We start from the raw sequence: 21,928 nt of genomic DNA on the forward strand, positions 1-21,928 counted from the left end.
CACGACCACGGCGGAGCGACCAACGCCAACCCTGCCAGCCAGTCCCGGACCAGCCGACCCAAGACTCACAGGTCTGTCAAGCCGTGTTGGGGTGGTGCTCGAGCAGTCGGTAGAGGTCTCGGGCGACGTAGCGCTTGAGGCAGCGTTTGATCTCTCGTGGTGTCTTGCCCTCGGTGGTGCGGCGGTCGGTGTAGTCCCTGGTGGCCTGGTCGTAGCGCTGCCGGGACAGGACGATGGTGTGCAGGGCTCGGTTGAGCTGGCGGTCGCCGTAGCGGTTGAGCCGGTGGCGGGTGGTGACCTGGCCACTGGTGGCCGGGATTGGGGCCACCCCGGCGAGCATCGCGAAGGCGGCCTCGGAGTGGATCCGCCCCGGGTGGGACCAGGCGCACAGCACGGTCGCGGCCACGATCGGGCCCACCCCGGACTCGGCGAGCAGGTCCGGTCGCCAGGAGCGGACGATGGCCAGGATCGCCTTCTCGTGCTCGGTGGCCTCCTGGACCAGGGTCCGGGCGCGCCGGGCCAGTGAGCGCAGCACGGTGACGGTCGTGGTGGTCTCCACATCCCAGGAGGAATGGACCCGCAGTCCCACGGCGGTAGTGAGCATGCCGGGCAGCTTCTGCCCGCGGAACCGGGCCCGGATCGGCTCCGGGGCGGCGATGAGGAGGCTGAACAGCTGCCGCTGGGCGTCGGTGGCGGACTCCACCGCCGAGCGTCGGGCGGCCAGCAGCACCGACAGCGCCTGCCGGTCCCCGCCGTGGCGCGGGGTGCCCAGCCGGGGACGGGCCAGGGCCTCGCGCGCGGCCCGGATCGCGTCCAGCGGGTCGGACTTGGCCCCGTTGCGCCGTTGTGCCCGCTGGGGCCGGTCGAGTTCGACCACGAGCTCTTCGCCGCCGGCCAGGTGACGGGCCAGCCCGGCCCCGTGACCGCCGGTGCCCTCGATCGCCCAGGCCCGCAGCACGGCGTGCTCATCGGCGAAGGCCACCAGCCGGGTGTAGCCCTCGGTGGTGGCCTCGACGGTGACCTTCCCGAGCACACCACCGGTGCCGGTATCGACGGCGGCGGCGGAATGGGTGTGGACGTGGGTGTCGACGCCGATGACGACGTCGACGACTTCTCGCAGATCGGTCAGACTGGACATTGCGTTCTCTCCTTGCCGGAACGGGGACGTGGTTCCGGTCCGGGGCGGAGACTCGGCAGGACTGTGATGGGACACGCCCGGCGCCGCTAACGCCAGGCGGTCAAGCTCCTGATCAGGCCAGTTGCTCCGACCGGGCCGGGGCAGGCATCCACGAGCGGACAAGTCCGCTCCAAGGCACGAAGCCAGTCAGGCCAAGGGTCACGTTCGTGGTCACCTCCCCACAGCCCAGCACCATCAGGCTGCAAAAGAAATCCTCACAGTCAGACCTGCGGGTCCTGCGCCTCCTGGGCGGCGGGACTGTGGCCGAAGATCCAGGTGATGTGCTCCCGCAGCGTGGCGGCGGCGTCCTCGCCCCGGCGCTCCTGGAAGGCGAGCAGGATCTCCTGGTGCTGCTGCTGCAAGGTGCGGCGCACCTGCGGCCAGTCCTTGAGGCCGGCGACGGTCTCCTGGACGTAGCAGATGGTGGCCTGGCGCAGCGAGGCCATGATCGTCTCGACCACCACGTTGCCGGCCAGGGAGGCGAGCAGGATGTGGAACTGCGCGTCCGCGGCGTGGAAGCGCTCGTCCGGCACGTCCGGGTCCGCCATGGCGGCCACGAGCTCCGCCGCGTGCTCGAGCGCCGCTGCCCGCTTCGGAGTCTCCGCCGCGGCGGCCGCCTCGCGGGCGGACTGGGTCTCGAGCAGCAGCCGGGTCTGCACGAGGTCCCGCACCGGCAGCGACCGGTTGGCCACGTGCATCCGCAGCGCCCACCCGAGCGCGGCCGAGGGCTCCGCGATGACGATCGCCCCCGCGTTCGGCCCGGACCCGGTCGAGGAGCGGACCAGTCCCATGGCGTCGAGGATCCGGATCGCCTCCCGCACCGAGGCGCGGGAGATGCCGAACTCCTCGGCCAGGTGGCGCTCCCCGGGGAGCTTGTCGCCCACGGAGATCTGGCCCGAGCGCAGGCGCTCCTCGAGCCAGTCGAGGACGACGGTGTACATGCGTGCGGCTGCGGGCACGGGGGCTCCTCCGGGGATGATCGGGACGCGGCCAGTCTATGGAGGGCCGGGCCGGATGAGCGCCCGCACCGGAAGCACGGCGAGAAGCAGGCCGGCAACGGTGCCCGCCGGCCTGCGCCCCGGGGTCCGGAACGTCTCGGCGATCTCCCGCTTGTTCCGGCGGTGGACGGCGTCGGCGAACAGTGAGGCGAGGATCAGCACGAACGCCGGCTGCGGGAACGGCTGCACGGTCGCGGTGATCCCGGTGCCCGGGCCGCTGGCGGCACCGGCGTTCGTTGTGTCGCGCATCTCACCCGTCTACTATGGTCAGACCACATGTGGCAGGCCGTCGTCGTCGCCTCTGTCCTTCCCGTTCCCCGGAGGTCCCATGAGAATCGCCCTGTTCGCCACGTGCATCGTGGATGCGATGTACCCGCGGGTCGCGCTGGCCACCGTGCGGGTGCTCGAGCGGCTCGGCCACGAGGTGGTGTTCCCGCCCGGTCAGGGCTGCTGCTCCCAGATGCACGTCAACAGCGGCTACTTCGACGACGCCCTGCCCGTGGTCCGCAACCACGTCGAGGCCTTCACCGCCGCGGAGTACGACGTCGCCGTGGCGCCGTCGGGCTCCTGCGTCGCCTCCCTGGGCCACCAGCAGCCGATGATCGCCCGCGCCGGCGGCGACGAGGCGCTCGCGCGGAACGCTGCGGCCGTGGCCGCGAACACCTACGAGCTCTCGCAGCTGCTGACCGACGTGCTCGGCGTGACGGATGCGGCCGCGCAGCTCGGCTCCTGGTTTTCCCACCGGGTCACCTACCACCCGTCCTGCCACGGGATGCGGCTGCTGCGTCTGGGGGACCGGCAGAAGGACCTGGTCGCCTCGGTCGGCGGCATCGACTTCGTCGAGCTGCCCGACGCCGAGGAGTGCTGCGGGTTCGGCGGGACCTTCTCCTTCAAGAACCCGGACGTCTCCGCGGCGATGGCCGAGGAGAAGATCGGGAACATCGTCTCGACCGGCGCCGAGCTGTGCACCGGGGGAGACGCCTCCTGCCTGATGCACCTGGGCGGGGCCATGAACCGGCGGAACTCCGGGCCGGCCACCGTCCACTTCGCCGAGATCCTCGCCTCCACCCGCGAGAACCCGCTCGAGGTCTCCGGGCCGGCCGAGCTGTCCATTCCCGGCTCGGGGGCGCGCCGCACGGCGTCGTCGTCGACCCCCCGCACGACCGGAGGTGCTCGATGAGCCGCACGGCCCTGGGGATGCCCGCCGTCCGCCCCGTGCACGGCCGGGGGAACCTGCACGCGCAGACCGCGTTCCCCGCCGCGGCGAAGGCCGAGATGGGCAACACGCAGATGCGCGCCAACATCCGCCACGCCACCCACACGATCCGCGGCAAGCGCGCCGCAGTGGCGGGGGAGCTGCCCGACTGGGAGGAGCTGCGCTCCGCCGGTTCCGCGATCAAGGAACGGGTCATGGCGCACCTGCCGGAGCTGCTGGAGGAGTTCGAGCGCAACCTCACGGCCCGCGGCGGCACGGTGCACTGGGCGCGCGACGCCGCCGAGGCCAACCGGATCATCACCGAGCTCGTCCAGGCCACCGGGTCCACCGACGTCATCAAGATCAAGTCCATGGCCACCCAGGAGATCGGCCTCGAGGAGCACCTGGCCGGTCACGGGATCACGGCCACGGAGACGGATCTCGCCGAGCTGATCGTCCAGCTCGGCCATGACAAGCCGTCCCACATCCTGGTCCCGGCGATCCACAAGAACCGGCACGAGATCCGCGACATCTTCCTGGCGGGGATGGCCGAGACCGACGAGACGCTCACGTCCGAGCCGCGCGACCTCGCCGAGGCCGCCCGCACCCACCTGCGGGAGAAGTTCCTCACCACCTCCGTGGCGGTCTCGGGCGCGAACTTCGGCGTGGCCGAGACCGGGACGCTGACCGTGGTGGAGTCCGAGGGCAACGGCCGCATGTGCCTGACCCTTCCCGAGACCCTGATCACGGTGATGGGGATCGAGAAGATCGTGCCCACGTTCCAGGACCTCGAGGTGTTCCTGCAGCTGCTCCCGCGCTCCTCCACCGGGGAGCGGATGAACCCCTACACCTCGATGTGGACGGGCGTGACCCCGGGGGACGGCCCGCAGAACGTGCACGTGGTGCTGCTGGACAACGGCCGCACCGCGGTGCTCGACGACCCCGCCGGACGCGCGGCGCTGCACTGCATCCGCTGCTCGGCGTGCTTGAACGTCTGCCCCGTCTACGAGCAGGCCGGCGGCCACGCCTACGGCTCCACCTACCCGGGCCCGATCGGGGCGATCCTCTCCCCGCAGCTGACCGGCCTCACCTCCGAGCAGAACGCGTCCCTGCCCTACGCCTCCTCGCTGTGCGGGGCCTGCTACGACGTGTGCCCGGTGAAGATCAACATCCCCGAGATCCTCGTGCACCTGCGCGACGAGGACGTGCGCACCCGGCACGGCCAGCGCTCCGACGACGGCGCCGCTGCCGCGCCGGCGCGGACCCGGCGCCTGCCGCAGGCCCCGTCCGAGATGGACCTCATGATGAAGGGAGCGTCCTTCGTGATGTCCTCCGGCCGGCGCATGGCGCTCGCCGAGAAGGCCCTGCCGCTGGGCCGGGCGGTCGCGGGCAAGGACCGGGCGATCAGCTGGCTGCCCGGGACGGCCGGCGGCTGGACCGACGAACGGGACCTCCCCGCTCCGCCGAAGGAGTCCTTCCGCAACTGGTGGGCCCAGCACGCCGGCGAGACGCAGCAACGGGTGGCCGACGACGGCGGCCCCGTCTCCGGCGGCTGCGCTCCGCAGGACGGGACCCCGGACGGGACTCCGGACGGATCCCCGAACGGGACCCGGGAAGGGTCATCGGACGGCACTCAGCACTCCGGGGGGCAGCGGTGACCGACGCCAAGACCGAGATCCTGAACCGGATCCGCGGGGCGCTGCACGACACGCCTGCCCCGGTGCCGGCGGCGCGCACCTACCGCCGCGCCTCGGACCGTCCGCGCGAAGAGGTCCTCGAGATGCTCGAGGACCGGCTGGTCGACTACAAGGCCTCGGTGCACCACGAGACCCCCGCGTCCCTGCCCGCCCGGATCGCCGAGCTGCTGGGCGTCTCCGCCCGCTACGTGGTGCCCGAGGGCCTGGACTGCTCCTGGCTGCCCGCGGAGTCCGGCATGCGGCGGGCCATCGTGGACCCCAACGACGCCCGGGCAGCCTCGGCCCTCGGCGTGCGGGAGCTCAACGCCGTGGACGCCGTGGTCACCTCCTCCACCGTGTCCTGCGCCGAGACCGGCACCATCTTCCTCACCGGCCGTCCCGACGAGGGACGCCGGGCCATCAGCCTGGTCCCCGACCACCACATCTGCGTGGTGCCGATCAACTCGGTGGTCGAACTGGTCCCCGAGGCCCTCGCCCTGGTGGAGCCCACGGCGCCGATCACCATGATCTCCGGGCCGTCCGCCACCTCGGACATCGAGCTCGAGCGCGTGGAGGGCGTGCACGGGCCCCGGACGCTGGACGTGATCCTGCTCGGCTGAGGGCCAGGCCCCGGCCGTACGGTCCCCATCCGCCGCGCACTCCTCGCTCCGTACAGTGGACACTGTCGGACGGAGGAGAAACTGCGCCGGGGCCTCCCGGGGGAGGAGCCGGGGCCGCAGGCCAGGGAGAGGACAGCGATGAGGCGGATCCTGGGCAGCCCGGTCGACGAGCAGACACGGTGCGTGCACTACCGGACGGCCCTGGATGTGGTCGCCATCACGTTCTGGTGCTGCGGGGAGTACTACCCTTGTCATCTGTGCCACGAGGAGAGCGCCGGCCACCCGGCGGCGCAGTGGCCGGTCGAGGAGCAGGACACCGAGGCCGTGCTCTGCGGCGTCTGCGACCACGAGCTCTCCGTGCGGGAGTACTTGGCAGTGGAGAGCTGTCCGCGGTGCGGGGCACGGTTCAACCCGGGCTGCGCCCTGCACGCCGATCTCTACTTCGAGCCGGCACCCCGGCACTGAAGCATGTCGGGACCGAGGCATCTCGGGACCGAAGCATCTCGGGACCGAAGCATCTCGGGACTCAGGCGTCCCGGGACCGGGACGCCCCGGGACTGCGACGCCTCCGCGCCGCACCGGGGCGCGGTGCGGGAGCGGACCGGTGAGCACGATGAGGAGAGGAAGGCGTCCACGGTGTCGATCAAGCATCCGCTGCGGGACCGGTCCCACCGGGCGGAGCCTGCCGCCACGCCGGGGCCGCAGCGCTCGGACATCCGGCTGACGGGGGTCACGGTCACCCGCGAGGGCCAGGACGTCCTGCGGGACGTCGATCTGTGCCTGGACGAGGACCGGATCGCGGTCATCGGGCTCAACGGCTCGGGCAAGTCCACCCTGGTGCGCCTGGTCAACGGCCTGCTGCTCCCCACCCGGGGCACCGTTCAGGTGGGCGGGCTGTCCACCGCGAAGGACGCCAAGCAGATCCGCCGCCGGGTGGGCTTCGTGTTCCAGAACCCGGAGAACCAGATCGTGATGCCGCTCGTGGCCGAGGACCTCGCCTTCGGGGCGAAGAACCTGGGCCTGCGCGGGGCCGAGCTCACGGGACGGATCGACGAGGTGCTGGAGCGGCTGGGCATCGCCCACCTGCGCGAGCGGGAGTCCTACGCCCTGTCCGGGGGCGAGAAGCAGCTGGTGGCCCTGGCCTCGGTGCTGGTCATGGAGCCGGCCACGATCGTCTTCGACGAACCGACCACCATGCTCGACCGCCGCAACCGGCGCCGGCTCCAGGCCACCATCGACGAGCTCGACCAGCGGGCCGTCGTGGTGACCCGCGACCTCGACCTGATCGGCGACTACCAGCGCGTCCTGGTGGTGCACGAGGGCCGGATCGCCTTCGACGGCGCCCCCGCCGCCGCGGTCGAGTTCTACTGCGCGGTCAGCGACCGATGACCAAGCCCACGGGTCCGCTGACCCGCATCCCGGCCGGGTGGAAGTTCGCCCTCCTGTTCGCCGCCAGCCTCGGCATCTACGCCGCGGCCCACCTGGGCCTCCAGGTCGCCGTCTTCGTCACGGCCGTGGCCGCTGCCTGGCTGACCCGAACCCCGCCGGCCCGTCTGGTGCGGATGCTGGCAGGGCTGGTGCTCATCGTCGGGATCGTCGTCCTCACCCTGGGCTTCACCACGACCTGGGAGGCCGCGGCGGTCTCGGCGCTGCGACTGCTGAGCCTGTGCCTGTTCGCCTACGCGGTGAGCCTGAGCACCACCTTCGGCGAGATGCTGACCCTGTTCGAGCGACTGCTGGCACCGACCCGGCACCTCGGGGCGAACCGGCCCAGATGAGCCTGGCCCTGTCCATGACGATCCGGTTCATCCCGCAGATCCGCACCCAGTACCTCGAGGTCCGGGAGGCGCAGTTCGCCCGCGGTCTGCACCACAGCCCGCTGGCCGTGCTGGTGCCTCTGCTGGTGCGCACCCTGGAGTCGGCCCAGGAGATCGCCGCCGCCCTCGACGCCCGGTGCTACGACTCCGCGGCGCCGCCGCGGCGGAGGACCCGGAACACCGCCCACTGAACCCCGTCCCACCCCGTCCTTTCCAGCTCCATCCGCTCGAGCCCACCGGCTCGTCCCCGATCGAAGGACCCCATGACCACCGTGACCTCCCGGACCACCGACACCTCGCAGAGCACCCAGAACACCGTCCTCGTGGCCGTGTTCGCCGCCCTCATCGCCGCCCTCGGGCTCGTGCCGCCCATCACGGTGGGGATCATCCCGGTGCCGATCACGCTGCAGACCCTCGGGGTGATGCTCGCCGGTGCGCTGCTCGGTCCGGTGCGCGGCATGCTCTCCGTCGTCGTCCTGCAGGCCCTGGTGCTGGCCGGTCTGCCGCTGCTGGCCGGGGGCCGGGGTGGGCTCGGGGTGTTCCTGGGCCCGACCGGCGGCTACCTCGTCGGCTGGATCCCCGCCGCCCTGGTCGTCGGGGCGCTGGTGCAGTACTGGGCGATCCGGCGCACCGGCCGCACGGCCCGCTTCGCCGCCGTGCTGCTCAGCGTCGTCGTGGGCGGCATCGTGGTGATCTACGCCTTCGGCATCCCGTGGACCGCCGTGGTCACCGGGCTGCCGCTGTCCACCTCCGCCCTGGGTGCCCTCGTGTTCGTCCCCGGGGACCTGCTCAAGGCGGTCGTGGCGACCCTGGCCGCGATCAACGTCCACCGCAGCTACCGGCGGCTCCTGGGCGGGGTGCGGACCGCCGCCCGCTGACCACGGGGAGCACCACGCAGGGGACGAGTGACCACCACCGAGGACGAGGACATGCCCTTTCTGGACCGTGTGACCCGCTGGGCCGAGGAACGCCCGCAGGAGCCCGCCGTCGTCTGCGGGAACGATCGGCTGACCTGGGGCGAGCTGCGCGCCGAGGCCGCGGCCCTGGCCGCCTCGGGCGAGCCCACGGGGATCCTGCGACAGGCCAACGGCGTGGACTTCGCCGTCCGGTGGGCCGCAGGGGTGGCCGAGGAGCGCGTGTGCGCCGTCCTGGACCCGTCCTGGCCGGTGGAGACGGCCGAGCAGGTGCAGGAGCACTGCGCGGCACGGCTCCCCGCCGATCCGGTCCCGGCGCTGCTGCGCGACGGCGACCCCGCCTCGGCGTTCCTGATCGGCCTGACCTCGGGCACCACGGGCCTGCCCAAGGGCTTCCTCCGCAGCCGTGCCTCCTGGCGGCGCTCGTTCGAGGTCTCCGCCGCGCACTTCGGGCTGGGACCTGCGGACCGGGTGCTGGCTCCCGGTCCGCTGGCGTCGAGCCTGAACCTGTACGCGCTGTCCGAGTGCCTGCACGCCGGGGCCGGCTTCGTGACCCTCCCGCGCTTCGACGTCGCCGCCGCCCACGCCGCGATCACCGGGCACGGCGTGACCCGCCTGGTGCTCGTGCCCACGATGCTGCGCGTGCTCGCCGAGCGCGGCCTGACCGGGGACGTCGACGGGAGCGGTGTCACGGCGATCGTGTGCGCCGGGCAGAAGCTGGACGGCACCACGCTGGAGGCGGCCCGCCGCTGGGCCCCGCACGCCGTGCTCTGGGAGTACTACGGCGCCGCCGAGCTCGGCTTCGTCGCGGCCCGCCGCCACCGTCCGGGCGAGCCCGCCGAAGGGCACGCCGAGGAGTCCGGCACCGCGGTGGGCGCTCCGTTGCCCGGCGTGGAGGTGGTCGTCCTGGACGAGGACGGCCGCCCGGTGCCGGAGGGCGTGACCGGTACGATCTGTGTCCGCTCGGACCTGGTCTGCGACGGCTACCTCTGGGGTGACGACGGACGGGCCTTCGGCCGTGTCGGCGGCATGCCCACCGTGCGGGACCAGGGCAACCTGTGCGACGGGCAGGTGCACGTGCTGGGGAGGGCCGCGGAGATGATCAACACCGGCGGGCACAACGTCTATCCGCACGAGGTCGAGGCGGCGCTGGACACGGTGCCGGGAGTGGCCGACGTCGTCGTCGCCGGCCTTCCCGACGAGGTGCGCGGTCAGCGGATCGTGGCCGGGATCCTCCGGAGCTCCGGCGGGCCCGACCAGGCGCGGATCCGGGCCGGCCTCGAACGACGGCTGGCACCCGCCAAGCGCCCGCAGCAGTACTGGGAGCTCCGAGAGCTGCCGGTCACCGCGAGCGGCAAGCTCAGCCGCGCGCTGTTCCACGAGTGGATCCTGGAGGGGGATGCCCGTGTCCGTCCGCTCGGCTGATGCGCCCGTGCTGGTGCTGGGTCGCCGCACGCCCCTCGCGCGCGCCGGCACCCTGCTCGACGGCGTGCCGGTCCACCGGCTCCTGGCCCCGGTGCTCCGCTCTCTGCTGGAGGACTCGGGCCTGGACCCGGCCCAGGTCGCGGACGTCGTGGTCGGCAACGCCGTGGGCGCCGGCGGCAATCTCGCCCGGCTCGCCGCCTTGGAAGCCGGTCTGCCCCTGTCCGTGCCGGGCTGACCGTGGACCGGCAGTGCGGCTCGGGACTGGACGCCGTGCTGCTGGCCTGCCGGCTCGCGCAGGCCGGAGCCGGCCGGGCCTTCCTCGCCGGCGGGGCGGAGAGCATCAGCACCGCCCCGCTGCGCGGACGACGACGCGAGGACGGTGCGGTCGAGTTCTACCGCCGCGCCCAGTTCGCCCCGGACCACCTGGGCGACCCCGACATGGGCGAGGCCGCCGAGACCGTCGTCCGGGAGCACGGGATCGGCCGCGAGCGTCAGGACGCCTACGCCCTGCGCAGTCACCAGCGGGCCCTCGCCGCCGCGGACGCGGGGCGGTTCGAGGACGAGCTGGTGCCGGTGGCCGGAGCGCGCGGGAACGTGCGGGCCGACAACGGCCCGCGCCGGACACTGGCCACGGGGCTGCTGGCGCGCTTCCCGCCCGCGTTCGAGACCGGCGGGACGGTCACGGCCGGCAACTCCTGCGGCGACGCCGACGGCGCGGCAGCCGTCCTCGTCACGGACCCGTCCACGGCGTGGGAGCTCGGCCACCGGGAAGGGCTCGCCTTCCGCGGTGCGGCCACGGTCGGGGTGGACCCGGCGCGGCTGGGCAGCGGTGCCGCCGTGGCTGCTCGGTCGCTGCTGGCGGAGCAGGGCGTGGCCGTGGGGGAGCTGGCGGCGGTCGAGTTCAACGAGGCCTTCGCCGGGCAGGTGCTGGCCTGCGCCGACCTGCTCGGTCTCGACGAGGAGGTGCTCAACGCCGAGGGCGGCGCCCTGGCCCTGGGCCACGCCTACGGCGCCTCCGGGGCGGTGTCCGTGGTGCGCCTGCTCGCCAGGTCACGAGCGCTGCCCAGCGGCAGCCTGCTGCTGGCGATGATCAGCTCCGCCGGGGGCATCGGCACGGCGGCCCTGTTCGAGAAGGTCTCGCTCTGACGGGAGCGCCCCGCCACGAACGGGGCCGACCGGTACGGGTGGCCGCACTCGGTCTCGTGCCGTTCAGCGCGCCCACTGCGCCACCGGCGGTTCCGCGCCGTCCAGGCCGGGGTACTGCGGCCCGTGCTCCCCGAGCACGGCCACCCCGCGCCGCACGTTGTAGTACACGTCCCGCAGCGTCCAGCTGCGCAGGTCCGTGCGCTCCCGCCGCGGGACGGACTGCCGGCCCACGGTGGCGAACACGAGGAGCAGCGCCAGGAGGTAGAGACCGCCGACCATGAGGAACTCCTTCTCGCGACCATCGTCGCGTAAGGGTCTAAACTGTTGATGACACTCACGCTAGCCCCGGAAGGGATAAGTAGTCAAGTGCATTTTGCCTATGACACCGAAGACGTGCTCGAGTCCGACGTGGCGCTGATGAACACGGCGCCGGGAGCCTCCCGCTCCGGGGAGGACGAGCTGGTGACCATCTTGCAACTGCGGGACCTCCTTCAGGAGCACGGCTGGTCGGGGCGCTTCGACCGCGACGAGCAGGAGCTGGCCGAGGTCCGCGAGGTGCGCCGAGAGCTGCGGCGGGTCTGGGCCCTGGACCGGGACGCCATGGTGGCCGCGGTCAACGCCGTCCTCGACACGGACGAGCTCGCCCCGCACCTGGCCCGGCACGACGGGAAGGACTGGCACCTGCACGCCTCGCCCTCGGACGCCCCCCTGGCCGCCCGTCTGCGCCTGGAGACGGCGTTCGCCCTCGTGGACGTCCTCCGCGCCGACGAGACGGACCGGCTGCGGGAGTGCGGCGCGGAGGACTGCGAGGGGGTGCTCCTGGACCTCTCCCGCAACCGCTCCAAGCGCTTCTGCAGCCAGCGCTGCGCCAACCGCACCAACATGACCGCCTACCGCCGGCGCCAAGCCTCCGGCCCGGACCATCCTGGCCCCGGCGACGAGGGGTGAGCCGGGCCGGCTGACCGGCCGGCGCGGCGAGCGGGGCGTCGTCGACCGGGCCGTCGGACACCGAGTTCCATGAATATCCATTGATTCCTTTCTATGCTGACGGGGTGAAGGAATCCTCTCTCGTCGCCGTGGTGTTCGTGGCCGCCCTCGCCCTGGGCGGCGGCACGCTCGCCGCTCAGCTGTCGTCCCAGGCGGAGGAGGAGGCCCAGGCCGCGCCGCCGCCGGTCTGCACCGTCCTGGACCGCTCCGAGCTGGCACCCGAGACCGGTGCCCTGTACGGCGTGAACCTGGACTGGGAGGACAAGCCGCTGGCCGACTACGCCGACCGGCTGGGCCGCCGGCCCGCCGTGTCCGTGTCCTTCACGGGGTTCCCCTACGACGAGCGCGGTCACGACTACCTGCGGATGGCGGCCGACCAGATCCGCGCCGACGGGCAGATGATGCTGCTGACCCTCGAGCCCGAGGGCGGGCTCGCCGAGGTGACCGACGACGCCGTGCAGGATCTGGTGGCCGATCTCGCGGAGATCAACGACTCCGGGGTGCCGGTCGTCGTGCGCTTCGCCCACGAGATGAACGGGTCCTGGTACGCCTGGGGCCATCAGCCGACCGCCTACGTGGAGGCCTATCGGCGGGTCGCGGACGCGGTGCACGAGCAGGCCCCCGGGTCGGCGATGATGTGGGCCCCCAACTACGGCGGCGGCTATCCGTTCGCCGGCGGGCAGTACGAGGCCCGGCCCGGCACCGCCGATTTCGCCGCCCTCGACACCGACGGGGACGGCGAGCTGACCATGGCCGACGACGCGTACGCCCCCTACTACCCGGGGGACGACGCCGTGGACTGGGTCGGCATGTCCCTCTACCACTGGGGCGATGCGCATCCCTGGGGCGAGAACGAGATCCCGGAGGCCGGCAAGTTCGCCGCTCAGCTCACCGGCACCTACTCCGGTGCCGGCGGCGACGACCGGGCCGTTCCCGACTTCTACGCGGAGTACGCGGAGCGGCGCGGCAAGCCCGTGGGCATCCCGGAGACCGGCGCCCTGTACAACCCGGCAGCGGGCGGTGCCGACGAGCTCGCGATCAAGCGGGCGTGGTGGGCCCAGGTCTTCGATGCGTCGATCCCGCAGGACTTCCCGCAGCTGAAGATGATCAGCTGGTTCGAGTGGGACAAGCACGAGGTCGAGATCGACGGTCCCGTGGACTGGACGACCACCAACACCACCGCTGTCCGGGACGCCTTCACGGCGGATCTGCCCGACTGGCTGCGCTGGGGCCCGGAGGAGAGCTGCACCGCTCCGGGTTCCTGACCTGCCTGCGGTGCGGGCGCGGCAGGAGCACACTGGAGCCATGAGGATGATGCTGCTGACGTCCGGGTCCCGCGGCGACGTGGAGCCGTTCGCCGCCCTGGCCCGCTACGCGTCCGACCGTGGACACGAGGCGCGGCTGGGCGTCCCGGACTCCTCCGGCGTGGACCTGGCCGGGCTCGACACCGTGAGCCTCGAGGTGGACTTCCACCGGCTGGTCCAGGCGCACGGGATCTCGCCGTGGACGGCCGTGCGTCACTTCCGCACCGAGGTGGGGCCCGGCATGCGCCGGATGCTGGCCGCCGCCGTGCGGGAGACGCTCGCCTTCGAGCCGGACCTGGTGGTCCACCACCCCAAGGTGCTCACGGCGCCGGCGGTGGCGGTGGCGCTCGGCGTCCCGCACGTGCTGGTCGAGGCCGTTCCCGTGGCCACCCCCACCCGGCAGTTCCCGGCGCCCGGCGTGGTGAACCGGGACCTGGGCCGGTTCAACCGGGCCACCTACGCGGTGGCCCGGGGCGCCGAGCGGATGTTCCGCCGGGACATCGACCGCGCGTGCGCCCAGTTGCCCGGTGGCCGACCGGCCTCCGTTCCCCCTCCTGCGGCCACCCTGCTGCCGATCAGCCCGCAGCTCCTGCCGCGCCCGGTCGACTGGCCGGCCTCGGTGCACCTCACCGGGTCCTGGCACTCCGGCGCCCCGGCGCCGGAGCCCGATCCCGCCGTGCTCGAGTTCCTCCGGGGCGGGCCGTACCTCGTGGCGACTTTCGGCTCGATGGCCTCCGGGGACCCGCAGGCCCGGGGGAGGACGGTGGTGGAGAGCGCCCGGGCCCACGGTTTGCGCACCCTGCTGCTCACGGGGTGGGGTGGTCTGACTCTGCCGGACGACCGCCGGGGCGACGACGTGCTCGCCGTGCCGTCCCTGCCGCTCGACGCGGTGCTGCCCGGTGCCGCACTGGCCGTCCACCACGGCGGGGCCGGAACCGTCCACGCCGTGGCCCGGGCCGGCGCTCCGCACGTGGTGGTGCCCTTCCTGGCCGACCAGCCGTTCTGGGGCCGACAGCTCCACGCGCTCGGCCTCGCCGCCGCGCCGATCCCGCAGAAGAAGCTGACGGCCGAGCGGCTCACCGCGGCGATCGACGACGCCCTCGGGTGCCGTTCCGCCGCCGAGCGGGCGGGACTGGAGATCCGGACGGAGCACGGCCTGCAGACGGCGCTGTCCGTACTCACGTCCTTGTAATTTCGGGATCGCGCGAAGCATTGATAAATCTTGAATACTCCCATCAAAGCTATTTCCTTTCACGACCGTTGAAGACTCCCTACCGAATGTTCTTGATTCATACTGTTCGACTTTTCCGAACTGCCTGGTGACGTGCTCAGACGTCGGAAACTTCGCCATCTCAGTTAGTCTCTCTCCCGTGCAGAACCTCAGAAGAGGGGACGATCAATCAACCGGGTGTCAGTCAAAGCGCCCACCAACCGGAGGAATGCTCTCGTGGAGCCCCTGCCTGGAACAGCACCCCTTTGGCTGGTGCTGACCGCCGGACTCGTCGGCGTTCTCGTGGGGTGGTTCTTGCCCTCGACGGTGATGCGGTACAGCCCGGTCGCGGACGAATCGATGCCGGCTCCGTCACGTCCGTTGTTGATGACGGTGACGGCGGCTCTCTTCATTCTTGTAGCTCTGTTCCTCGGCGCATCGTGGCAACTACCCGCGTACCTGTTCTTCGCCAGCGTTGCCGTGGTCCTAGCGGTGATCGACCTGCGCCACCACCTGCTTCCCAATGCCGTGGTACTGCCCGCGCTGAGCATCGGTTTCGTGCTGCTCACCCTTGCTGCTGCAGGAGAGAACACATGGGATGCGCTGCTGCGTGCAGTGCTGGGCGCCGTCGTGCTGTTCATGCTCTATCTCGTGCTGGCCATCATTTCGCCGGCGGGACTCGGCATGGGTGACGTCAAGCTTGCCGCGGTACTGGGGCTGTTCCTCGGGTACCAGGGGTGGGGCGCCTTGTTCGTGGGGGCGCTCCTCGCCTCGGTCTTCGGTGCCCTGGTGGGGCTTGTCGTGCTGACGACCCGCCGCGGCGGATTGCGCAGTGACGTCCCGTTCGGGCCGTCACTGCTCGCCGGCGCCCTGGTGGCCGTCCTGTGGGGCGAGATGCTCGCCCGAGAGTACCTGTTGCCGGGCCTGGCCTGACGCCGTTCGGGGGACAAGCTCACTCGGGAAACGTTCCATGCGGATGCATGCAGTGCGCCACCAGGCATTACGTCCCTTTTTGACGTCCCCCAAAGTGTATGCGTCTGAATGCTTGTGAGTTTGCGATCGCGACCGCTATCTTTTCTACAGGTCGGTACGCAAGTGGCAGTCAGATCCGCAAGACGCGAGTGCCAGAACACTTCTCCGACTTACCCCCCTTATTTCTCTCACTGTGAGGACTCACCATGCTGCCCCTGCTCATCACCCTGCAGTACGTCGCCGACACCAAGAACTCCATCGTGGACCGCCTGACCCGCGAGGAGAAGGGCGCCACCGCCGTCGAGTACGGCCTGCTCGTCGGTCTGATTGCCGTGGCGATCGTTGTGACCCTGGTAGCCCTCGGCCCCCGCCTCAACGGTCTTTTCAACACGGTGCTGACCAACCTTCCCGGAGGTGCAGCGGCTCCGGTCTCAAGCTGAACTTTTGCTCGAGTCGAAGCAAGCGCCGCGGCGTCCCGTCCGGGGGCTCCGCGGCGCTTCTCGGTCCGGGGTTGGTTCTGCATCTGTCTCTCGATTCACTGATCCTCCAATCAAGGACACCACCATGAGCCTTTGGCGCTCCGAGCGCGGAGCCGCGGCCGTCGAGTTCGCCCTCGTCGTGCCGATCCTCCTAACACTCTTGCTGGGCGTCATCGAATTTGGGCACTTCTTCAACGTCCAGATTTCCGCCACCCACGCCGCCCGCGAAGCAGCGCGCACCATGTCGATCACCGGCAACTGGACCAAGGCTGAGCAAGCGGGTCGGAGTGCCTCGCCTACGCTCAGTCAACCTTTGGTGACTGTGACCCGCGATCCGCTCACCTGCAGCCCCGGAGCCACCGTCACCGTGACGGTGGCGTACGACTTCGACTCCTACACCGGGATCGTGAAGGACAAGGACCTCATCGGAAAGGCGGCCCAGCGATGCGGCGGATGATCGACCACATTGAGAGCTTCCTCGCCGCGAACCGCGCGGACAATGAACGGGGAGCGGTTGCCGTCCTGACCGCCCTGAGCATGGTCGTTCTGCTCGGGTTCGTGGCACTGGCGGTCGACGTGGGACTGCTCTACGCCGAGCGTGCGGAGCTCCAGTCAGGGGCCGACGCCGCAGCCCTTGCCATCGCCGGCGACTGCGGGCAGGGTGTCAACTGCACTCCAGCCCTGGCAGCTCCCGTTGCGCAAGCGATGGCTGATCAGAACGCCGGCGACGGCAAGGCCGCCGCGTCCTTGCCGGTGTTCAGCGACAACACGGTGCGGACCACGGTCACCACTCGTGACAGGAGTGGAGCGGGGTCGCTGGCCCTGAACTTCGCGCCTCTCCTCGGGGGCAACGACCGGGCGACCGTTTCCGCGACCGCCTCGGCCGCCTGGGGCGCACCGTTAAGCGGTGTCGCCATCTGGCCGGTGGCCTTCGCGGAGTGCGAGTTCGACCTTTCCGGCCAGCCGCAGGCGCTAACCCTCGGCGCCAAGGGTGGGACGTTGTGCCCGACGTACGACGCGAACGGCGACCTCAATCCACCTGGTGGCTTCGCCTGGATCGGCAGTGACAAGGACGGTTCCTGTTCGCAGGAGGTCGGCGTGGGCAGCCAGATCCAATCCACAGGCACCAGCTTGCCGCAGGACTGCAATGCAGCCCTGGCGGCTGAGCTCAAGAACCGCACGATCCTCATCCCGATTTACGACTCCAAGGGCGGACAGGGCAGCGGCGGCTGGTACGGCATCAGCGGGTGGGCCGCCTTCCACGTCGAGGGATACACCTTCACCGGCAACGTCAGCTGGGAGCCGCAAAAGGTCACGCAATTCTGCGGCGGTAGCTGTGACGGCATCTACGGGCGCTTCGTCCGGTTCACCTCCTTCGACGAAGGCTTTACCATCGGCCCACCCTCGTCCTTCGGCGTTTCGGTCGTGGACCTGCGCGAATAACGGCTGTGTTCGCCTGACCGGAAGCGCATCCACATGCCACGCCCCCTCAACGCCTTGTTCTGCTCGATCGATCGTCTGGAAGTCCCATCGTGAAGATCCGCATCATCGCCGGCGCAGTGATGGCCGTTCTCGCCATCGCAGGTCTGGCCATCATCAGCGCCTACGTCGGCACCGCCGACGCCCGCGCCCTGGACGCCCAGGAGCCGCGCGAGGTCTACCTCGTCACGGCCCCGATCCCGGAGGGCACCCCCGTCGACGAGCTTGGAGAGTCCATCGCGCTGCACACCGTCCCGGCGGCTGTGGTGCCCGACGGCGCGCTCTCCTCCCTCGGCGGCCAGAGCGGGAAGGTCGCCGGCGTGGACCTGCAGCCGGGGGAGCAGCTGCTCGAGTCCCGGCTGGTCGATCCCGAGGTCCTCGAGGCGCCGGGCACCGTCCCGGTGCCCGAAGGACTGCAGGAGGTCACCATCCAGCTCGACGCCCCCCGGGTGGTCGGGGGCCAGCTGACGGCGGGGGACACAGTCGGCTTCTACGTCTCCTTCGAGGGAGACGAAGGCCGGGAATCGAAAACGGCGAAGGACCTGCACAAAATCCTGGTCACGTCCGTGCAGGGGGCCCCCAGCACGGCCGCGCCGGCCGAGGGCACGGAGACGTCCGGCAACGCCGCCCCTGCCGTCCCTGAAGGTTCGATGCTTGTCACTCTCGCCGTGAACGCCGACACCGCCGAGAAGATCGTCTTCGCCTCGGAGTTCGGCCGTATCTGGCTCTCCCTGGAGCCGGAGGACGCCGAGGAGAACGACAACGGCGCCACGAGGGGTGATTTCGAGTGAGCCGCCTGCTGCTGATCACTGCCGACCGCGAGTACGACTCGCACTTCCGCCATGCCGTCCAGGGCCGGCTCCCCGGCGACGTCCAGACCGTCCTCACCTCCGATCTCCCGGGCACCCCGGACGAGCTGCTGGGGTGGTCCGTGGGGGAACTCCCCACCGTGGTGCTGCTCGGACCCGGCGTGGATCTCTACGAGGCGCTTCGCCTGGGCGGCGTCTTCGACATCCAGCGTCCCGAGGTCGCCCTGGTGTTGGTCGTGCCGTCCGACATGTCCCTCGCCATCGCAGCACTGCGGGCGGGTTTCCGGGACGTCCTCGACCAGGACGCCGACCCCGACGCCATTCTCGGAGTGCTCAGCCGGGTGTGCGACGCGGCCGAGTCCCGCCGCCGGGCCATGCCGCAAGGCGCTCTTTTGAGCGGGGGGAACCATGCTGTTACGTCCCAGCCGCGCGACGACAGCCGCGTCATCGTGGTCACCTCACCCAAGGGCGGGGTCGGCAAGACCACCATCGCCACCAACCTGGCCGTGGGCCTCGGTGCGATCGCCCCGATGAACACCGTGATCGTGGATCTGGACGTCCAGTTCGGGGATGTTGCAGCCGCTCTGCGCCTGGCGCCGGACCACTCGCTCACGGACGCCGTCACCGGTCCGTCCGTCGACGACGCGCTGGTGCTCAAGACGTTCCTGACCGTCCACCCCGCCTCGATCTACGCGCTGTGCACTCCCGCCAACCCGGCCGAGGGTGATCTCGTCGGCGCAGGTCAGATCGTCCACTTGATCGACCAGCTCTCCGGTCAGTTCCAGTACGTGGTCATCGACACGGCCCCAGGGATGGGCGAGCATGTGCTCGCGGCTCTGGAAGCGGCCACCGACGCTATTTTCGTCACGGGCATGGACGTGCCCGGCGTACGAGGGCTGCGTAAGGAGCTGGACCTGCTCGGGGAGCTCTCGCTGATTCCGGAGAACGTCACGGTGGTGGTCAACGCCGCCGACCGCAACACCGGCTTGTCCGTACAGGACATCGAAGCCACGATCAGGACCCCCGTGGACTTCGTGATCCCCCGTTCCCGGATCGCGGCCTACGCCACGAACCGCGGCGAACCCCTGCTGCAACATGCGCCGAAGGACAAGGCCGCGCGGCAGCTCTACCAACTGGTCGGAACGTTCGCCCCGGACCGACCCATCGCCAGGAAAGGCTTCCACCGAAAGGCCATGGTCTGATCATGAAACTGGCAGAACGCCTCGCGGCGGCCCGCGGTGAAACACTCGCCTTGCAGGCCACTGCGCCCACCGAGCCCGCACTCGCCGAGACCGAGTTTCTCGAGCCTCCGCAGTTCGCGGACCCCCATGGCGTCGTCGACTCCGCGGAGGCGGACACCGACGGCGAGTCCGTCGGAGCGGAGACCAGGTCCCCGGGCGACCTCGACGACGGGCCCGCGCTGTCCTCCCTAGTCTTCGCCGCACCGGAACCGGCGCCGCCGGCCGAGGCGGCTCCGCGCGTCCAGGCCGCCCGGTTCGACGCGCTCGCCGGACTCAAGCAGCGCGTGAAGCAGGAGCTGCTCGACCGCATCGGCTCGCGTCAGTCCGACTCGAGCCTCTCCGACCTCCAGATCGCGGAGTTCGCCACCAAGGAGCTCACGCGCATCGTCGCCGAGGAGAAGGTGCCGATGTCCGCCGAGGAGCGGACGCGTCTGATCCGCTCCGTGAGCGACGACGTGCTCGGCTACGGGCCGCTCCAGGTGCTCCTGGACGACGACACCGTCACCGAGATCATGGTCAACGGACCCGACCAGATCTTCGTGGAGCAGAAGGGCAAGGTCACGCTAGCGGACGCGACCTTCGCCTCCGAGCAGGACCTGCGCCACGTCATCGAGAAGATCGTCACCCAGGTGGGCCGGCGCATCGACGAGTCCTCGCCGCTGGTGGACGCCCGTCTGCCCGACGGCTCGCGCGTGAACGCAGTGATTCCGCCGCTCGCCGTCAAGGGCTCCTCTCTGACCATCCGGAAGTTCGCCAAGGACCCGCTGACCATCGACGACCTCATCCGGTTCGGCTCCGTGTCCCCGCAGATGGCAGATCTCCTCAGGGCCTGTGTCGAGGCGCACCTCAACATCCTGGTGGCCGGCGGCACCGGCACCGGGAAGACGACGATGCTCAATGTCGTCTCCTCGTTCATTCCGCACGGCGAGCGCATCGTCACGATCGAGGACGCCGTGGAGCTGCAGCTGCAGCAGGAGCACGTGGTCCAGCTCGAGTCCCGCCCTGCCAACATCGAGGGCAAGGGCGAGATCAGCATCCGGGACCTCCTGAAGAACTCGCTGCGCATGCGGCCCGACCGGATCGTCGTGGGGGAGTGCCGCGGCGGTGAGGCCCTCGACATGCTGCAGGCCATGAACACCGGCCACGACGGGTCGCTCTCGACCATCCACGCCAACTCCCCGCGCGACACCATCTCGCGCCTGGAGACCCTGGTCATGATGGCCGGCATGGACCTGCCCCAACGGGCCATCCGCGAGCAGATCGCCTCGGCCATCCACGTGGTCGTCCAGCTGTCCCGCCTCCGGGACGGCACCCGCCGCGTCACCCACATCACCGAAATCCAGGGCATGGAAGGCGAGACCGTGACCCTCCAGGACGCCTTCCTCTTCGACTGGGACGCCGGGGTGGACCCTCGCACCGGACGTTTTCGGGGAACGACCCGGTCCACCGGGGTGCGGCCGCGCTTCGTGGACAAATTTGAGGACTACGGCATCAAGCTCCACCCTTCCGTCTTCGATCCGGGGAAGCGCTGATGTCCCCCCTGCTGATCGGGATCGGCCTCCTCATCCTGGCCGGCCTGCTCGGGCTGTTCGTCGTCTTCCGCTCGCGCACGCCGCGGCTGCCGATGGACCGGCGCCGTCCGCCGCGCACGGCCCGCGAGCAGAGCCCGTCGCAGCTGTCGCGGCTCAGCGGTGTGACCACCGAGGCAGTGACCGAGTTCCTGGAGCGGCGGGGTTGGACTCGTCGCGTCGCCGCGGCTCTCGAGAACGCGGGGATCAGGTCCTCACCGGCGGACTTCCTCGTGCTCGTGGCGGTGGGCGCCGCGGTCGCCACAGCGGTGGGCACCATCGCCGGGGGGCTCTTGCTGGGGCTGGTGTTCTGCGCGGCTGCTCCTCTGGTGGCGAAGCTCGGCGTTGGTTTCCTGACCGGCCGGCGCAAGCGGATCTTCGCCGATCAGCTGGACAACACGCTGCAGCTGTTCTCCGGATCCCTCCGTGCCGGGCACTCCCTGCTGCGCGCCGTGGACGCGGTGGCAAAGGAGTCCCCGGCGCCGACCTCCGAGGAGCTGACCCGGGTGGTCAACGAGACGCGTCTCGGCATGGACCTCGACGACTCCCTGAGCCAGGCGGCGAAACGGATGGAGTCCGATGACTTCTCCTGGGTCGCACAGGCCATCGGTATCCACCGGGAGGTCGGCGGGGACCTCGCAGAGGTGCTCGACCGTGTCGCCGGCACCATCCGCGAGCGCAACCAGATCAAGCGGCAGGTGAAGACGCTCTCGGCCGAAGGAAAAATGTCCGCCTACATCCTCATGGCCCTGCCGGTGCTGATCGCCGCGGTGCTCGCCGTGATCTCACCCGAGTACATCTCCCAATTCGTCACGAGCGGCTTCTTCGGCTACGCGATGATCGCCGTCGCCCTGCTGATGTTCGCCATCGGCGGCTTTTGGATGTCCCGCATCGTCAAGATCCAGTTCTGA

At 70.8% G+C, this 21,928-nt stretch carries 24 protein-coding genes and 1 pseudogene; 21 read left to right on the forward strand and 4 right to left on the reverse strand.

Annotated features, from left to right (window positions below):
- Nucleotides 1-76: 76 nt before the first annotated feature.
- The 3 genes from ACFYE1_RS08355 to ACFYE1_RS08365 form a co-directional block, all read right to left on the reverse strand.
- The gene (locus tag ACFYE1_RS08355; RefSeq protein WP_387741786.1) at nucleotides 77-1,138 is read right to left on the reverse strand and encodes an IS110 family transposase; all 1,062 of its coding nucleotides are present in this window, start codon (nucleotides 1,136-1,138) and stop codon (nucleotides 77-79) included.
- 260 nt (nucleotides 1,139-1,398) lie between these two features.
- Nucleotides 1,399-2,118, reverse strand: a complete 720-nt coding sequence (locus ACFYE1_RS08360) for a FadR/GntR family transcriptional regulator (protein ID WP_387741978.1) — start codon at nucleotides 2,116-2,118, stop codon at nucleotides 1,399-1,401.
- A 54-nt stretch (nucleotides 2,119-2,172) separates the two neighbouring features.
- Nucleotides 2,173-2,424 (reverse strand): hypothetical protein, encoded by a 252-nt coding sequence (locus ACFYE1_RS08365; RefSeq protein WP_387741788.1) that lies wholly within the window; start codon nucleotides 2,422-2,424, stop codon nucleotides 2,173-2,175.
- A 79-nt stretch (nucleotides 2,425-2,503) separates the two neighbouring features.
- On the opposite strand from ACFYE1_RS08365, the gene ACFYE1_RS08370 reads away from it, so the two are divergent.
- The 10 genes and pseudogenes from ACFYE1_RS08370 (at nucleotide 2,504) to ACFYE1_RS08415 (ending at nucleotide 10,968) form a co-directional block, all read left to right on the forward strand.
- Nucleotides 2,504-3,355, forward strand: coding sequence for a (Fe-S)-binding protein (locus ACFYE1_RS08370; RefSeq protein WP_387741790.1), 852 nt, complete (start codon nucleotides 2,504-2,506; stop codon nucleotides 3,353-3,355).
- Nucleotides 3,352-5,028, forward strand: coding sequence for a lactate utilization protein B (locus tag ACFYE1_RS08375; RefSeq protein WP_387741792.1), 1,677 nt, complete (start codon nucleotides 3,352-3,354; stop codon nucleotides 5,026-5,028). The genes ACFYE1_RS08370 and ACFYE1_RS08375 overlap by 4 nt, the downstream gene beginning before the upstream one ends.
- The gene (locus ACFYE1_RS08380; RefSeq protein ID WP_387741794.1) at nucleotides 5,025-5,666 is read left to right on the forward strand and encodes a LutC/YkgG family protein; all 642 of its coding nucleotides are present in this window, start codon (nucleotides 5,025-5,027) and stop codon (nucleotides 5,664-5,666) included. The genes ACFYE1_RS08375 and ACFYE1_RS08380 overlap by 4 nt, the downstream gene beginning before the upstream one ends.
- A 138-nt stretch (nucleotides 5,667-5,804) precedes the next feature.
- Nucleotides 5,805-6,131, forward strand: coding sequence for a CHY zinc finger protein (locus ACFYE1_RS08385; protein WP_387741796.1), 327 nt, complete (start codon nucleotides 5,805-5,807; stop codon nucleotides 6,129-6,131).
- A 171-nt stretch (nucleotides 6,132-6,302) separates the two neighbouring features.
- Nucleotides 6,303-7,055 (forward strand): energy-coupling factor ABC transporter ATP-binding protein, encoded by a 753-nt coding sequence (locus ACFYE1_RS08390; protein WP_387741798.1) that lies wholly within the window; start codon nucleotides 6,303-6,305, stop codon nucleotides 7,053-7,055.
- Nucleotides 7,052-7,444, forward strand: coding sequence for a hypothetical protein (locus ACFYE1_RS08395; protein ID WP_387741800.1), 393 nt, complete (start codon nucleotides 7,052-7,054; stop codon nucleotides 7,442-7,444). Before ACFYE1_RS08390 ends, ACFYE1_RS08395 begins: the two co-directional genes overlap by 4 nt.
- Nucleotides 7,441-7,674 carry an energy-coupling factor transporter transmembrane component T gene (locus ACFYE1_RS08400; RefSeq protein WP_387741801.1) on the forward strand — a complete coding sequence of 78 codons (234 nt, stop codon included), beginning with the start codon at nucleotides 7,441-7,443 and terminating at the stop codon, nucleotides 7,672-7,674. Before ACFYE1_RS08395 ends, ACFYE1_RS08400 begins: the two co-directional genes overlap by 4 nt.
- 72 nt (nucleotides 7,675-7,746) lie before the next feature.
- Nucleotides 7,747-8,361 carry a biotin transporter BioY gene (locus ACFYE1_RS08405; protein ID WP_387741802.1) on the forward strand — a complete coding sequence of 205 codons (615 nt, stop codon included), beginning with the start codon at nucleotides 7,747-7,749 and terminating at the stop codon, nucleotides 8,359-8,361.
- Nucleotides 8,362-8,412: 51 nt separating this feature from the next.
- A complete protein-coding gene (locus ACFYE1_RS08410) occupies nucleotides 8,413-9,822 on the forward strand; it encodes a class I adenylate-forming enzyme family protein (protein WP_387741979.1) in 1,410 nt (469 codons plus the stop codon).
- Nucleotides 9,797-10,968, forward strand: a pseudogene (locus ACFYE1_RS08415) (thiolase family protein). Before ACFYE1_RS08410 ends, ACFYE1_RS08415 begins: the two are co-directional and overlap by 26 nt.
- A gap of 63 nt (nucleotides 10,969-11,031) precedes the next feature.
- Here ACFYE1_RS08415 and ACFYE1_RS08420 read toward each other — a convergent pair.
- Nucleotides 11,032-11,247 (reverse strand): hypothetical protein, encoded by a 216-nt coding sequence (locus ACFYE1_RS08420; RefSeq protein ID WP_387741804.1) that lies wholly within the window; start codon nucleotides 11,245-11,247, stop codon nucleotides 11,032-11,034.
- 87 nt (nucleotides 11,248-11,334) lie between these two features.
- On the opposite strand from ACFYE1_RS08420, the gene ACFYE1_RS08425 reads away from it, so the two are divergent.
- The 11 genes from ACFYE1_RS08425 to ACFYE1_RS08475 all read left to right on the forward strand — a co-directional run bounded on the left by ACFYE1_RS08425 (nucleotide 11,335) and on the right by ACFYE1_RS08475 (nucleotide 21,928).
- On the forward strand, nucleotides 11,335-11,916 hold the full coding sequence (locus ACFYE1_RS08425) for a CGNR zinc finger domain-containing protein (protein WP_387741805.1): 582 nt from the start codon (nucleotides 11,335-11,337) through the stop codon (nucleotides 11,914-11,916).
- A gap of 104 nt (nucleotides 11,917-12,020) precedes the next feature.
- On the forward strand, nucleotides 12,021-13,220 hold the full coding sequence (locus ACFYE1_RS08430) for a glycoside hydrolase family 26 protein (protein WP_387741807.1): 1,200 nt from the start codon (nucleotides 12,021-12,023) through the stop codon (nucleotides 13,218-13,220).
- 40 nt (nucleotides 13,221-13,260) lie between these two features.
- A complete protein-coding gene (locus tag ACFYE1_RS08435) occupies nucleotides 13,261-14,451 on the forward strand; it encodes a glycosyltransferase (protein WP_387741809.1) in 1,191 nt (396 codons plus the stop codon).
- Nucleotides 14,452-14,706: 255 nt separating this feature from the next.
- Entirely contained in the window at nucleotides 14,707-15,402 is a 696-nt protein-coding gene (locus tag ACFYE1_RS08440; RefSeq protein WP_387741811.1) for a prepilin peptidase, read from the forward strand.
- 245 nt (nucleotides 15,403-15,647) lie between these two features.
- A complete protein-coding gene (locus ACFYE1_RS08445) occupies nucleotides 15,648-15,881 on the forward strand; it encodes a Flp family type IVb pilin (protein ID WP_387741812.1) in 234 nt (77 codons plus the stop codon).
- Between the two features lie 124 nt (nucleotides 15,882-16,005).
- Nucleotides 16,006-16,377, forward strand: coding sequence for a TadE/TadG family type IV pilus assembly protein (locus ACFYE1_RS08450; RefSeq protein ID WP_387741814.1), 372 nt, complete (start codon nucleotides 16,006-16,008; stop codon nucleotides 16,375-16,377).
- Entirely contained in the window at nucleotides 16,374-17,363 is a 990-nt protein-coding gene (locus ACFYE1_RS08455) for a pilus assembly protein TadG-related protein (protein WP_387741815.1), read from the forward strand. The genes ACFYE1_RS08450 and ACFYE1_RS08455 overlap by 4 nt, the downstream gene beginning before the upstream one ends.
- A gap of 89 nt (nucleotides 17,364-17,452) precedes the next feature.
- Entirely contained in the window at nucleotides 17,453-18,190 is a 738-nt protein-coding gene (gene cpaB / locus ACFYE1_RS08460) for a Flp pilus assembly protein CpaB (RefSeq protein WP_387741817.1), read from the forward strand.
- Entirely contained in the window at nucleotides 18,187-19,410 is a 1,224-nt protein-coding gene (locus ACFYE1_RS08465) for an AAA family ATPase (protein ID WP_387741819.1), read from the forward strand. Before cpaB ends, ACFYE1_RS08465 begins: the two co-directional genes overlap by 4 nt.
- Before the next feature lie 2 nt (nucleotides 19,411-19,412).
- Nucleotides 19,413-20,981, forward strand: coding sequence for a CpaF family protein (locus ACFYE1_RS08470; protein ID WP_387741820.1), 1,569 nt, complete (start codon nucleotides 19,413-19,415; stop codon nucleotides 20,979-20,981).
- Nucleotides 20,981-21,928 carry a type II secretion system F family protein gene (locus ACFYE1_RS08475; protein ID WP_387741822.1) on the forward strand — a complete coding sequence of 316 codons (948 nt, stop codon included), beginning with the start codon at nucleotides 20,981-20,983 and terminating at the stop codon, nucleotides 21,926-21,928. Before ACFYE1_RS08470 ends, ACFYE1_RS08475 begins: the two co-directional genes overlap by 1 nt.

Source organism: Kocuria nitroreducens (genome assembly GCF_042879195.1).
Classification (GTDB): Bacteria; Actinomycetota; Actinomycetes; order Actinomycetales; family Micrococcaceae; genus Kocuria; species Kocuria nitroreducens.